General features: G+C 72.6%; 13 protein-coding genes and 2 rRNA genes. 11 read left to right on the forward strand and 4 right to left on the reverse strand.

Annotation, left to right across the window (positions count from 1 at the left end):
* From RM609_RS33955 to RM609_RS33970, 4 genes are all read left to right on the forward strand, one after another.
* A 23S ribosomal RNA gene (locus tag RM609_RS33955) occupies nucleotides 1-106 on the forward strand; the annotation flags it as partial.
* A 112-nt stretch (nucleotides 107-218) separates the two neighbouring features.
* Nucleotides 219-335, forward strand: a 5S ribosomal RNA gene (gene rrf, locus RM609_RS33960).
* Between the two features lie 178 nt (nucleotides 336-513).
* Nucleotides 514-1,701, forward strand: a complete 1,188-nt coding sequence (locus RM609_RS33965) for a hypothetical protein (RefSeq protein WP_498073177.1) — start codon at nucleotides 514-516, stop codon at nucleotides 1,699-1,701.
* Entirely contained in the window at nucleotides 1,698-2,555 is an 858-nt protein-coding gene (locus tag RM609_RS33970) for a tetratricopeptide repeat protein (protein WP_438828605.1), read from the forward strand. Before RM609_RS33965 ends, RM609_RS33970 begins: the two co-directional genes overlap by 4 nt.
* A 90-nt stretch (nucleotides 2,556-2,645) precedes the next feature.
* Here RM609_RS33970 and RM609_RS33975 read toward each other — a convergent pair whose 3' ends face one another.
* A complete protein-coding gene (locus tag RM609_RS33975) occupies nucleotides 2,646-3,950 on the reverse strand; it encodes a DUF1015 family protein (RefSeq protein ID WP_311616507.1) in 1,305 nt (434 codons plus the stop codon).
* Between the two features lie 76 nt (nucleotides 3,951-4,026).
* Here RM609_RS33975 and RM609_RS33980 point away from each other — a divergent pair, with 76 nt between their 5' ends.
* Nucleotides 4,027-5,058: an HAD hydrolase-like protein gene (locus RM609_RS33980; protein ID WP_311616509.1), complete on the forward strand. Its 1,032-nt coding sequence runs from the start codon at nucleotides 4,027-4,029 to the stop codon at nucleotides 5,056-5,058.
* A gap of 40 nt (nucleotides 5,059-5,098) precedes the next feature.
* On the opposite strand, the gene RM609_RS33985 is transcribed toward RM609_RS33980, so the two are convergent.
* Nucleotides 5,099-5,938, reverse strand: a complete 840-nt coding sequence (locus tag RM609_RS33985; protein WP_311616511.1) for a siderophore-interacting protein — start codon at nucleotides 5,936-5,938, stop codon at nucleotides 5,099-5,101.
* A 25-nt stretch (nucleotides 5,939-5,963) separates the two neighbouring features.
* A complete protein-coding gene (locus tag RM609_RS33990) occupies nucleotides 5,964-7,007 on the reverse strand; it encodes an ABC transporter substrate-binding protein (protein WP_311616513.1) in 1,044 nt (347 codons plus the stop codon).
* A 60-nt stretch (nucleotides 7,008-7,067) separates the two neighbouring features.
* Here RM609_RS33990 and RM609_RS33995 point away from each other — a divergent pair, with 60 nt between their 5' ends.
* The 3 genes from RM609_RS33995 to RM609_RS34005 are packed head-to-tail and all read left to right on the forward strand — an operon-like array spanning nucleotide 7,068 to nucleotide 10,062.
* Nucleotides 7,068-8,129, forward strand: a complete 1,062-nt coding sequence (locus tag RM609_RS33995; RefSeq protein ID WP_438828606.1) for a FecCD family ABC transporter permease — start codon at nucleotides 7,068-7,070, stop codon at nucleotides 8,127-8,129.
* Entirely contained in the window at nucleotides 8,126-9,181 is a 1,056-nt protein-coding gene (locus tag RM609_RS34000) for a FecCD family ABC transporter permease (protein ID WP_311616517.1), read from the forward strand. Before RM609_RS33995 ends, RM609_RS34000 begins: the two co-directional genes overlap by 4 nt.
* Nucleotides 9,182-9,210: 29 nt before the next feature.
* Nucleotides 9,211-10,062 carry an ABC transporter ATP-binding protein gene (locus RM609_RS34005; protein WP_311616519.1) on the forward strand — a complete coding sequence of 284 codons (852 nt, stop codon included), beginning with the start codon at nucleotides 9,211-9,213 and terminating at the stop codon, nucleotides 10,060-10,062.
* On the opposite strand, the gene RM609_RS34010 is transcribed toward RM609_RS34005, so the two are convergent.
* Entirely contained in the window at nucleotides 10,010-10,357 is a 348-nt protein-coding gene (locus RM609_RS34010) for a sterol-binding protein (protein WP_311616521.1), read from the reverse strand. The two genes, RM609_RS34005 and RM609_RS34010, sit on opposite strands and share 53 nt — an antisense overlap.
* A gap of 69 nt (nucleotides 10,358-10,426) precedes the next feature.
* Between RM609_RS34010 and RM609_RS34015 the strand changes: the two genes are divergently transcribed.
* From RM609_RS34015 to RM609_RS34025, 3 genes are read left to right on the forward strand one after another with little or no spacing between them, the layout of a single operon-like run.
* Complete coding sequence (locus RM609_RS34015; protein WP_311616523.1) at nucleotides 10,427-10,717, forward strand: hypothetical protein; 291 nt, start codon at nucleotides 10,427-10,429, stop codon at nucleotides 10,715-10,717.
* 13 nt (nucleotides 10,718-10,730) lie between these two features.
* The gene (locus RM609_RS34020) at nucleotides 10,731-11,537 is read left to right on the forward strand and encodes a TlyA family RNA methyltransferase (protein ID WP_311616529.1); all 807 of its coding nucleotides are present in this window, start codon (nucleotides 10,731-10,733) and stop codon (nucleotides 11,535-11,537) included.
* Nucleotides 11,534-12,454: an NAD kinase gene (locus RM609_RS34025; protein WP_311616525.1), complete on the forward strand. Its 921-nt coding sequence runs from the start codon at nucleotides 11,534-11,536 to the stop codon at nucleotides 12,452-12,454. The genes RM609_RS34020 and RM609_RS34025 overlap by 4 nt, the downstream gene beginning before the upstream one ends.
* Nucleotides 12,455-12,483 lie beyond the last annotated feature (29 nt).

Raw genomic sequence — 12,483 nt, forward strand, 5'->3', positions numbered from 1 at the left:
CTTGATGGGGTAAGGCTCCCAGTAGACGACTGGGTTGATAGGCCAGGTGTGGAAGACCGGTAACGGTTGGAGCTGACTGGTACTAATAGGCCGAGGGCTTGTCCTCAGTTGCTCGCGTCCACTGTGTGGTTCCCGGGTTGCGAACAGTCGCACCGGTTGAACCAGTAACACCTCTAAATTGAAGAGTGTGCTTGTTCGCTTGGAACACCCGATGGTGTTTCGGTGGTCATAGCGTTAGGGAAACGCCCGGTTACATTCCGAACCCGGAAGCTAAGCCTTTCAGCGCCGATGGTACTGCAGGGGGGACCCTGTGGGAGAGTAGGACGCCGCCGAACAATCTTTCAAGGACCTTTGGTCCCAGCGTTCACGCTGGGACCAAAGGTCCTTTTTGTTTTTCCTCGAAGCGCGCCTGTCATCAAGGTGCGTGAGAATGACTGCGGTACCTGAAGACAGGAGTCACGTCGATGTCCACCAACTCTCCCGACGGTCGTTCGGGCGGCGAGCCGCGTCGCGGTGACGGCTTCCGCGGCCCGCGTGGCGGCGGTTTCGGCCGTCGCGATGACCGCCCCGGCGGTGCCGGCGGCGGTTTCCGTCGTGACGATCGTGGTCCCCGCCGTGACGACGACCGCGGTGGTTTCCGTCGCGACGAGCGTCGTGACGACCGTCCGTCCTTCCGCCGTGACGACGACCGTGGCGGCCCCCGCCGTGACGACCGTGGTCCCCGTCGCGATGACGACCGCGGTGGCTTCCGTCGTGACGACCGCCGTGACGACCGTGGCCCTCGCCGCGATGACGACCGCGGCGGCCCCCGCCGTGACGAGCGTCGCGACGAGCGTCCGCCCTTCCGTCGCGACGACCGTGGCGGCCGTCCCGGTGGCGGCTTCGGCCGTCGTGACGACGAGCGCGGCCCCCGCCGTGACGAGCGTCGTGATGACCGTCCGTCCTTCCGTCGTGATGACGACCGTGGCGGTTTCCGTCGCGATGACCGTGGCCCTCGCCGCGATGACGACCGCGGTGGTTTCCGCCGTGACGAGCGTCGTGACGACCGTCCGTCCTTCCGCCGTGACGACGACCGTGGCGGCCCCCGCCGTGACGACCGTGGTCCCCGCCGTGACGACGACCGTCCGTCCTTCCGTCGTGACGACCGCCGCGATGACCGTGGCCCTCGCCGCGACGATGACCGTGGCGGCTTCCGTCGCGATGACCGTGGTCCCCGCCGCGATGACGACCGTGGCGGCTTCCGTCGCGATGAGCGTCGTGACGACCGTCCGTCCTTCCGTCGCGACGACGAGCGCGGCCCCCGCCGTGACGACCGTGGTCCCCGTCGCGATGACGAGCGCGGTGGTTTCCGCCGTGACGAGCGTCGTGACGACCGCCCGTCCTTCCGTCGCGACGACCGCCGCGATGACCGTGGTCCCCGTCGCGATGACGACCGTGGCGGCTTCCGCCGTGACGAGCGTCGCGATGACCGTCCGTCCTTCCGTCGCGACGATGACCGTGGTGGCTTCCGCCGTGACGACCGTGGTCCCCGTCGTGACGACGACCGCGGTGGCTACCGCGGCCGTGACGACCGTGGCGGCCCCCGTCGTTCCTTCCGTGACGACCGCCAGGGCGGTGGCTACCGCGGCCGCGACGAGCGTTCCGGTGGCTACGGCCGCCGTGACGACCGGGACCGGGACCGTGGTGACCGCGAGCCGGTGAAGCGGCTGCCGATCCCGGAGGACGTGACCGGCGACGAGATCGACGCCGACGTACGACAGGAGCTGATGAGCCTGCCCAAGACGCTCGCGCTCGACGTCGCCCGTAACCTCGTCATGGTCGCGAAGCTGCTGGACGAGGAGCCGGAGCAGGCGTACGAGTACTCGCGCGTCGCCCTGCGGCTCGCCTCCCGTGTCGCCGCCGTGCGCGAGGCCGCCGGCTTCGCCTCGTACGCGACCGGCAACTACTCCGAGGCCCTCGCCGAGTTCCGCGCCGCGCGCCGGATGACCGGTTCGGTCGAGCTGTGGCCGATCATGGCCGACTGCGAGCGTGGCATGGGCCGCCCGGAGCGTGCTCTGGCCATGGCCGGCGAGCCCGAGGTGCAGAGGCTGGACAAGGCGGGTCAGGTCGAGATGCGCCTGGTCGCCGCCGGTGCCCGCAAGGACATGGGCCAGGCCGAGGCCGCCGTGGTCACGCTCCAGAGCCCCGAGCTGGCGTCCAACTCCGTCCAGCCGTGGACCGCGCGCCTGCGTTACGCCTACGCGGACGCGCTGCTCGAGGTCGGCCGTGAGAACGAGGCCCGTGAGTGGTTCGCCAAGGCTCTTGAGGCGGACCAGGGCGGCACGACCAACGCCTCCGACCGGCTCGCCGAGCTGGACGGCGTGGAGTTCACGGACGCGTTCGAGGAGGACTCGGCCGACGAGGCCGAGAGCGGCGCTGAGAACGACGCCGAGAGCGAGGCCGTGGCCGAGGACGCGCCCGTCAAGGACGAGGACGTCAAGGCCGAGGACGCGCCCGCCAAGGCTGAGGCCGAGCCCGCCGAGGTCAAGGACGAGGAGTCCGGCAGCCAGGGCTGATCCCTGACCTGACCGACATGGAGGGCGGCACCCCGATCCCGGGGTGCCGCCCTCCGCTCGTATCCGGCCTCCGCCGTATCCGCTGTCCGCTCAGTTCAGGGCCAGGCTCCGCAGCACCAGGCCCGTCGCCGGCTTGGGGCCGAACGACGTCGACTTGCGCGGCATCGTCACGCCCTGTTCGGCGAGTTCGCGCACGACGTCCTCGTGGACGGGGTGCATCAGCACGGCCGTCCCCTCATGGCGCACGGCCTGCCGGACGGCCGCCGTCGTGTCGTGGATGTAGCCGATGTGCTCCGGGTCGTCGGGCACGTTCCAGATGTGCTCCAGCAGCAGCGAGTGGAGCACCGTCGCGTCCAGCTCGCGCCAGGCCCGGGGCCGGTCGGCGGGGACGGTCCGGGCCAGCAGGGCCGGGTCCGGGCGGTCCAGGAGGTGGAAGCGGCCGTCGCCGGCGAGGACGAAGGCGTTGCCCGGTTCGGTGGCGGCCTCCGCGAGGGCCGTGAGGGCCTCCTCCAGCGGGCCGTCGATCGTACGGACGCGGAAGGAGTCGCCCAGCGCCTCCAGGGCCGTACGGACGGGGAGCTTGTGCAGCAGCCGGTGGATGGCCCGTACACGGAGGGGGTAGCGGGCGGTGTCCACGAGGAGGACGAGACCGAAGTCCCAGGGGCCGCCCGCGGGTTGCTCGGAGCGCAGGCGCAGATAGGTGGCCCAGCGGTGGTGGCCGTCGGCGATCAGGGCGTGCCGGCGGGAGAGGTCCTTGTCGATCCGGGCGAGGTCCTGGGCGTCGGTGATCGACCAGAGGCGGTGGGCGAAGCCGTCGTCGGTCGTGGTGGAGAACAGGGGTTCCGTGAGGATCACGCGTTCGATGACGGCCGCCGCGCCCTCGTCGCCGTCGGCGTCGCCGTCGCCCCGGTAGGAGAAGAGCAGGGGCTCCAGGTTGGCGGCGGTGTCGCGCATCAGCGCGGCGCGGTCCTCGACGATGTGCGGCATGACGTCCTCGTGGGGGAGGACGATGCCTTCCTCGCGCGGGGTGAGCCGCAGGGCGCCGATGAGGCCGCGCTGGAGTATGCCCTCGCCGCGCTGCTCGTAGACGTAGAGCGCGGGCTCGGGGTCGGGGGCGAGCACCTGCTCGTCCTGCCAGCGGCGCAGGGTCTCCGCGGCCTGGCGGTGCCGGTCTGCGGCGGTGGCGGCCTGGGGGAGGATGAGCCGGACGATGTTGTACGGGTCCGCGGTCTCCAGGTGGCGCAGGCCGTCGGGGCGGACGACGACGTCGTACGGCGGGGAGGTCACCGCCGCCAGACTGCCCACCCTTTCGGGGACGTAACGCAGTCCTCGGAAGGGAGCGAGCCGGAGCCCGCGTCCTGCGGATTCGCCGGTGACGTGGCCTGGAGTGCTCATTGTGAAATGTTATGTCCCAGGGCCGGATCGGCAATGATCCGGGAAGAGACTTGCAGCACAGAGGAGCGATCACAGCATGAACGACAGTGTCCGGACCCGGCCCGACGGCAGCGAGCGGCCGCTGAGCGCGGCCTATGACACGGCCCTGCTGGACCTCGACGGCGTGGTCTACGCCGGTGGTGAGGCGATCGCGTACGCGGTGGAGTCGCTGGGTACGGCGCGGGACGGCGGGATGCATCTCGCGTACGTGACGAACAACGCGGCGCGGACGCCGGAGACCGTGGCCGGGCATCTGACGGAGCTGGGCATTCCGGCGGCGCCGGGCGATGTGATCACCTCGGCGCAGGCGGTGGCACGGCTGATGTCCGATCAGTTGCCGTCCGGGTCACGGGTGTTGGTGATCGGCTCGGAAGGGCTGTGGGTCGCGCTGCGGGAGCGCGGGCTGGTGCCGGTGGAGTCGCTGGACGACGATCCGGCGGCCGTCGTGCAGGGGTACGGCGGGCCGGACATGCCGTGGTCGCGGCTGATGGAGGCGTCGTACGCGGTGGCGCGAGGGCTGCCGTGGTTCGCCTCGAACACGGATCTGACCATTCCGAGCGCGCGCGGTATCGCGCCGGGCAACGGCTCCGCCGTGGAGGTCGTACGGATAGCCACGGGGGCGGATCCGCAGGTGGCGGGGAAGCCGCTGCCGCCGATGCACCGCGAGACGATTCTGCGGACCGGGGCGGAGCGGCCGCTGGTGGTCGGCGACCGGCTGGACACGGACATCGAGGGTGCGTTCGCCGGGGGTGTGGACTCGCTGCTGGTACTGACCGGGGTCACGACGGCCGCGCAGCTTCTCGCGGCGCGGCCGGAGCACCGGCCGACGTTCGTGGCGGAGGATCTGCGGGGGTTGCTGGAGCCGCAGCCCTCGGTTTCCGGCTCCGCGGGTGAGGGGTTCCGCTGTGGGGGGTGGACTGCCTCGGTGGAGGACGGTGAGCTCGTGCTCGACGGGGGCGGGGAGCGGGTGGACGCGCTGCGGGCGCTTTGCGCTGCCGCGTGGAGTGCGGCGGGGGAGGGGGCTTGCGCCCTCGACGCGGGGAAGGCGCTGGCCCGCCTGGGCTGGTAGCGGGCCCTGGGGGCGGGGCGAAGCCCTCGCCCCCGGAGGCTCAGCCCGTGAGTTCCGCCAGGAGGTCTTCCTCCGTGGCGCCCCGGCGCCAGTAGCCGGTGAAGGTGATCGCGCGGCGGTCGAAGCCGCGGTCGCCCACGAGGTGGCGGCGCAGGGCGCGGACGGTGCCGGATTCGCCGGCGATCCAGGCGTAGGGGGTGCCCGGGGGCAGGTCCGCGGCGCGGACGGCGTCCAGGGTGGGGGCCTCGCGGCGGGTGCCGCGGATCAGCCAGGTGATGTCCGCGTCGGCCTCCGTCTTGAGGTCCTGGACGTCGTCCGGGTGGCCGACCTCGATCCAGACGCGGGCCGGGGTGCCCGCCGGGAGCCAGGCGAGGATGCCCGCGACGGCGGGCAGGGCGGATTCGTCGGCGGTGGCCAGCACCCAGTCCGTGCCGGCGGGCGGCCGGAAGTCGGCGCCGCCGTTGTCCTCGGCCACCGGGCCCAGGACGGCGACGCGGTCGCCTGGGCGGGCGGTGCGGGACCACAGTGAGGCGGGCCCGCTGTGCCCGTCGCCCTCGCCGTGCTGGACGAAGTCGACGTCGAGTTCGTCCGGGTCGTGGCGCAGTTCGCGCACGGTGTACGAGCGCATGACGGCCCGGACCGCCGGGTCCTGGCGGCGCCACTCCGCGTACCAGCCGGTGCCCAGGTCGTCCGGCAGGACGGGGGCGTCCTGGCCGGGCTGCGGAAGGAAGAGCTTGAAGCGCTGGTCGCGGCCGTCGGTGACCATGTCGCCGAGGCGGTCCCCGCCCAGGGTGACGCGGACGAGGGAGGGGCTTACCCGCTCGGTCCGTATGACGTGGAGGTCGAACCAGCGGTAGGGCGGGGGAGGGGCGTCGCTCATTGCGGGAAACGGTCCTTTCCTGCGTTCAGGAGGTCTTCTTGGCCTTTTCGACGGCCGCGGCGAGGCCTTCGAGGAGGGGTGCGCAGCCGGCGTAGGAGAAGCGGGGCTCGCTGAGCCAGGGGGTGACCTGGCCGGCCCTGACGGCGGGGAGCCGCTCCCAGGTGGGCTTGGCGGCCAGGTCCTTGGGCTGGAGGGCGGAGGTGCGGCTGTCCAGCAGGATCACGTCGGCCTTGTACTTGTCGGCGTTCTCCCAGCTGAGGCTCTCGAAGTAGCCGCCCTTGTCGGTCTTCTCGGGGACGACGAAGTCGACGCCGAGCTCGCGGAAGTACATGAGGTCGGCGTTGAGGGCCGGGTTGGAGACGTAGAACAGGTCGGCGCTGCCGGAGGCGGCCATGACCTTGACCGGGTTGCCCTTGGCGGCCTTGCGCAGGGTCTCGGCGGCCTTCTCGAAGCGGGCCTTGGCGTCGGTGACCTTCCGGTCCTTCAGGTCGGCGCCGAGGGACTCGGCCAGGGCCGCGTAGCGCTTGACGGTCTCCAGCATGGGGACGCGGGAGGCGGTGAGGGCGACGCCGGGGGCGAGGGCGAGGATCTTCTTCTTGCTGTCGTCGGGTACGTACCAGAGGGCGTCCGGCTCGTACATGTTGGTGACGAGCAGGTCGGGGCGCAGCCCGGCGTACTTCTCGACGTTGAACTCGCCCCAGGCGTTGCCGAGGATCGTGAGCTTGCCGACGTCGAGGTCGCCGGCCTGCGGGTCGGGCTTGCCGTCCTTGAGCTTGGTGGGGCCGAAGACGCCGACGCATTCGACGCCGAAGTCGTGGAGGGCGGCCGCGGTGCCGGTGAAGGCGACGATGCGGCGCGGGGTGCGGTCCTTCCTGACGGTCTGTCCGCGGTCGTCCTTGAAGCTCCAGGCGCCCTTCTTGTCGCCGCCCTGCCCGGCGTCCTCGGCGGAGTCCGACGATCCGCCGCCCCCGCAGGCGGTGACGAGGGCGCCGAGGCCGAGGGCGCCACCGGTGGCCAGCAGGCCTCGGCGGGAGAGGCGGGAGAGGTGGGGGAAGCGGGGGGTGCTCATGGGGTGGTGCTCTCTCCATGGGGATCAAGGGGTGTGAGGGTAGGCTAACCTAACCTGGTGTTGGTCGACGCTGCCCCTCAATCCAGTACCGCCCCCCGAAGCACCGCCGCCCCCGAGGCCGTACCGCCGAGGAGAGGCGCCCGGCGCCTCGCCGGACTGGTCGTCTCGACGGGTGTGCTCCTGCTGGTCGTCGTCGCGTCCCTGGCCGTCGGCGCCAAGCAGATCCCCGTCGGCCAGGTCTGGCACGGGCTGTTCCACTACACCGGCGACGAGACCGACGTGATCGTCCGCGACGTCCGCGTCCCCCGCACCGTCCTCGGGCTCCTCGTCGGCGCCGGCCTCGGCCTCGCCGGCACGGTGATGCAGGCCCTCACCCGCAACCCCCTCGCCGACCCCGGCCTGTTCGGCATCAACGCCGGGGCCGCGGCCGCCGTCGTCTCCGGCGTCAGTTTCCTCGGCGTCACCTCGCTGACCGGCTATGTGTGGTTCGCCTTCCTGGGCGCCGCCGCCGTCTCCGTCGTCGTGTACGCGCTGGGCGGCAGCCGGGGCGCCACGCCCGTACGCCTCGCCCTCGCCGGCACCGCCGTGACCGCCGCCCTCAACGGCTACGTCTACGCGGTGCAGCTGATGGACACCGCCGCCCTGGACCGGATGCGCTTCTGGACGGTCGGCTCCCTGGCCTCCGCCAACGACACCGTCGTCCGGCAGGTCGCCCCCTTCATCGCCGTCGGCGTCCTGCTCGCCCTGCTGCTGGCACGGCCGCTCAACGCCATGGCCCTCGGCGACGACCAGGCCCGCGCCCTGGGCACCCGGCTGACCGCGACCCGCGTCCTCGCCCTGCTCACCGTCACCCTCCTGTGCGGCGCGGCCACCGCCGCCTGCGGGCCCGTCGTCTTCATCGGCCTGATGGTGCCGCACGCCGTCCGCTCCTTCACCGGCCCCGACCTGCGCTGGGTCCTGCCCTACGCGGCCGTCCTCGCACCCGTGCTGCTCCTCGGCTCCGACATCGCCGGCCGGATCCTCACCCGCCCCTCCGAACTCCAGGTCGGCATCGTCACCGCGCTGATCGGCGGGCCCGTCTTCATCCACCTCGTACGCCGCCGGAGGATGGCCCAGCTGTGAATGTTCCCGAGCCTCTCCGGACCGCACGAGTCCTGCGCACCCGCGGCGGGCTCTCCGTGCGCGTCGAGCCGCGCGCCGCGCTCGTCGTCCCCCTGCTGGTGGCCGCCGCGCTCGCCGTCTCCGTCGCCCTCATCGGCACCGGCGACTACCCCATGTCCTTCGCCGACGTCGTCCGCACCCTGATGGGCGGCGGGACCGAGGCGCAGGAGTTCATCGTCCACGACCTGCGCCTGCCGCGCGTCCTGGTCGGCCTCCTGGCCGGCACCGCCCTCGGACTGGCCGGCGCCGTCTTCCAGTCGGTCTCCCGCAACCCGCTGGGCAGCCCCGACGTGATCGGCCTCGGCCAGGGCTCCACCGTGGGCGCGCTCACCGTCATCGTCCTCTTCCACGGCGACCCCACGGCCGTCGCCGCCGGCGCCGTCACCGGCGGGCTGCTCTCCGGCGCCGCGATCTACGCCCTGGCCTGGCGGCGCGGCGTGCACGGCTACCGGTTCGTCCTCGTCGGCATCGCCATGTCCGCCGTCCTCGTCGCCGTCATCGGCTATCTGCTCACCAAGGCCAACCTCACCGACGCCGCCCGCGCCACCGTCTGGATGGTCGGCTCCCTCAACGGCCGCGACTGGTCCCAGGTCCGGCCGCTGCTCGCCGTCTGCGCCCTGCTCGTCCCCGCCGTCCTCGGCCACGGGCGGAACCTGCGCATGCTGGAGATGGGCGACGACTCCGCCCACGCGCTCGGCGTGCCCGTCGAGCGGACCCGGCTGGTCACCATGGGCGCCGCCGTCCTGCTGACCGCCGTCGCCACGGCCGCCGCCGGCCCCATCTCCTTCGTCGCCCTCGCCGCGCCCCAGCTGGCCCGGCGCCTCACCCGCTCACCGGGCCCCAACCTCACCGCCTCCGCCTCCACCGGCGCGGCCCTGCTGGTCACCGCCGACTGGGCCTCCCAACGCCTCTTCGGCGCGGACCAGCTGCCCGTCGGCGCCCTCACCGGCATGCTCGGCGGCTGCTATCTGCTGTGGCTGCTCCACACCGAGCGGCGGGCGGGGCGGGTATGAGCACTCACCAACACAACGGAGAGAAGTCCATGAGCCGGCTGTCGGCCGAATCCGTCACCCTCGCCTACGACGGGCGGGTCATCGCGGAGAATCTCTCCGTCGCCGTCCCCGACAACTCCTTCACCGTCATCGTCGGCCCCAACGCCTGCGGCAAGTCCACCCTGCTGCGCGCCCTGTCCCGGATGCTCAAGCCGCGGGCCGGCTCCGTACTGCTCGACGGCGCCGCCATCGGCTCGTACCCGGCCCGGAAGGTCGCCCGTACGCTCGGCCTGCTGCCGCAGTCCTCGGTCGCGCCCGACGGCATCACCGTCGCCGACCTCGTCGCCCGCGGCCGCCACCCCCACCAGGGGCTGCTGCGGCAGTGGTCGCCCGAGGACGAGCGGATCGTCCAGGAATCGATGGCCGCCACCGGAGTGGCCGCCCTCGCCGACCGCTACGTCGACGAACTCTCCGGCGGCCAGCGCCAGCGCGTGTGGATCGCCATGGCCCTCGCCCAGCGCACCCCGCTGCTGCTCCTCGACGAGCCGACGACCTTCCTCGACATCCAGCACCAGATCGAGATCCTCGACCTGTGCGCCGAGCTCCACGAGAACCAGGGCCGGACTCTCGTGGCCGTCCTCCACGACCTCAACCACGCCGCGCGCTACGCCACCCACCTGATCGCCATGCGCGACGGGCGCGTCGTCGCCGAGGGGACGCCCGGCGACATCGTGACGGCCGAGCTCGTGGAGCGGGTCTTCGGGCTGCGCTGCCAGGTCATCGACGATCCGCAGACCGGTACGCCGCTCGTCGTACCCGCGGCGCGGCGGCGGGCCGCCGGCGCCACCGCTAGAGGATCGAGCGCAGTCGCAGTACGTCCCGCAGGCCCGCCTTCAGCCTGATCCGGCCACTGGCCCAGGCACGGGCGAAATTCAGCCGTCCGTCGACCAGGGCCACCAGATCGTCCCCGGTCATCTCCAGCGCGATCTCCGCCCGCCGCTCCGGGACGCCCTCGACGCTCCGCACCTCCCTGAGATGGCCGTCCCGGAGGTGGCCCACGAAGGTGACGTCGAGATCCGTGACATGACAGCTGAGCGAGCGGTCGGGCGCGGCGGTGGACCGGAGCTCGCCGCTCGCGCCCGAGAGGTTCTCCGCCAGCCGGTCGAGTGCGCCCAGGCACTCCTCAATCGTCGCCATCGCCATGGACGGTACCCCAGGCGGCCGGGAACGCAGGAGTAACACCCGCGACCGGGTAGCGTCGGAACCATGACCGACCCCGGGACCGACCCGACACCCCAGCCGCCGGAGACCCAGGAGGCCCAGGAGGCCCAGGAGCCTTCTGGGCCCGCGCCCCTCGGCGTCGAGCGCACCCCCACCGGCGACCCCGGCGTGGACGCCCGCCTGGCCCGGCTCGCGGACGCCGACCACCTCGGCGCGAGCGGTCACCTGGCGGTGTACGAGGATGTACACCAGGGGCTGCGTGACGCGCTCGGCGCGCTCGACCGGCCCCCGGGGCCGCCGCACGGCCCCGCACGTCCGTACGACAACAGGAGCTGAACCGCCCGTGGCAGTGACTCGCCGCCGACTCGACGCGGAGCTGGTGCGCCGCAAGCTGGCCCGTTCCCGCGAGCACGCGAGCCAGCTGATCGCCGCCGGCCGGGTGACCGTCGGAAGGACGACGGCGACCAAGGCCGCCACCCAGGTGGAGACCGCCGCCGCCATCGTCGTCTCCCAGGACGACAGCGACCCCGACTACGTCTCGCGCGGCGGCCACAAGCTCGCCGGCGCCCTCGCCGCCTTCACCCCGCTCGGCCTGAAGGTCGAGGGCCGCCGCGCGCTCGACGCCGGCGCCTCCACCGGCGGGTTCACCGACGTGCTGCTGCGGGCCGGCGCCGCCCACGTCGTCGCCGTCGACGTCGGCTACGGACAGCTCGCCTGGTCCCTCCAGAGCGACGAGCGCGTCACCGTGAAGGACCGCACGAACGTACGCGAATTGACGCTGGAACAGATCGACGACCAGCCCGTCGATCTTGTTGTGGGCGATCTGTCCTTCATTCCGCTCGGGCTGGTGCTGCCCGCGCTCGTGCGCTGCTCCGCGCCCGACGCGGACCTGGTCCTGATGGTCAAGCCGCAGTTCGAGGTCGGCAAGGAACGCCTCGGCGCGGGCGGCGTGGTGCGCAGCGCCGACCTGCGGGCCGAGGCGGTGCGCGCGGTCGCCGGGCGCGCGGCCGAGCTGGGACTCGGCGTACTCGGGGTTACCGCCAGCCCGCTGCCCGGGCCGTCCGGCAACGTCGAGTACTTTCTGTGGCTGCGCGCCGGTGCGCCTCAACTGGACCCGGCGGACGTTGACCGTGCAGTGGCGGAGGGGCCTCGTTGACCACTTCAGAAGCATCATCCGGACGTACCGTCTTCCTGCTCGCCCACACCGGCCGGCCGGCGGCGATCCGCAGCGCGGAGCTCGTTGTTCAGGGGCTGCTGCGCTGCGGTATCGGCGTGCGGGTGCTGGCCGCGGAGGCGGCGGATCTGCCGCTGCCGGCCGCGGTGGAGCGTGTCGAGGCCGGGCCGGGCTGCGGCGACGTCCTGGCGGGCTGTGAGCTGTTGGTGGTGCTCGGCGGCGACGGCACGCTGCTGCGCGGTGCGGAGTTCGCGCGGCGTTCCGGCGTGCCCATGCTGGGCGTCAACCTCGGGCGCGTCGGCTTCCTCGCCGAGGCCGAGCGGGACGATCTCGACAAGGTCGTCGACCGTGTGGTGACCCGGGAGTACGAGGTCGAGGAGCGGATGACCCTCGATGTGCTGGTCCGTACGGACGGGCGCGTCGTGCACCGCGACTGGGCGCTCAACGAGGCGTCGGTGGAGAAGGCGGCGCGGGAGCGGCTGCTGGAGGTCGTGACCGAGGTCGACGGGCGGCCCGTCTCGCGGTTCGGCGGGGACGGGGTGGTGTGTGCCACGCCGACCGGGTCGACCGCTTATGCGTTCTCGGCCGGGGGGCCTGTTGTCTGGCCCGAGGTCGAGGCGTTGCTGATGGTGCCCATCAGCGCGCACGCTCTTTTCGCGAAGCCGCTGGTCACCGCGCCGGACTCGGTGCTGGCCGTGGAGGTGCAGCCGCAGACGCCGAACGGGGTGCTGTGGTGCGACGGGCGGCGGAGCGTGGACCTGCCGGCGGGGGCGCGGGTGGAGGTACGGCGGGGGGCGGTGCCGGTGCGACTGGCTCGGCTGCACCACGCGTCGTTCACGGACCGGCTGGTGGCGAAGTTCGCGCTGCCGGTGGCGGGGTGGCGGGGGGCGCCGCACTAGGCCGTCTGCTTGTGGGGTGGGTCGTGGGT

Source organism: Streptomyces hesseae, assembly GCF_031845785.1.
Lineage (GTDB): Bacteria > Actinomycetota > Actinomycetes > Streptomycetales > Streptomycetaceae > Streptomyces > Streptomyces hesseae.

Coding starts and splice junctions, on each gene's coding strand:
- RM609_RS33980 (WP_311616509.1), top strand. CDS start 4,027: ATGAACGACAGTGTCCGGACCCGGCCCGACGGCAGCGAGCGGCCGCTG.
- RM609_RS33990 (WP_311616513.1), bottom strand. CDS start 7,007: ATGAGCACCCCCCGCTTCCCCCACCTCTCCCGCCTCTCCCGCCGAGGC.
- RM609_RS33975 (WP_311616507.1), bottom strand. CDS start 3,950: ATGAGCACTCCAGGCCACGTCACCGGCGAATCCGCAGGACGCGGGCTC.
- RM609_RS33985 (WP_311616511.1), bottom strand. CDS start 5,938: ATGAGCGACGCCCCTCCCCCGCCCTACCGCTGGTTCGACCTCCACGTC.
- RM609_RS34010 (WP_311616521.1), bottom strand. CDS start 10,357: ATGGCGACGATTGAGGAGTGCCTGGGCGCACTCGACCGGCTGGCGGAG.
- RM609_RS34015 (WP_311616523.1), top strand. CDS start 10,427: ATGACCGACCCCGGGACCGACCCGACACCCCAGCCGCCGGAGACCCAG.
- RM609_RS34005 (WP_311616519.1), top strand. CDS start 9,211: ATGAGCCGGCTGTCGGCCGAATCCGTCACCCTCGCCTACGACGGGCGG.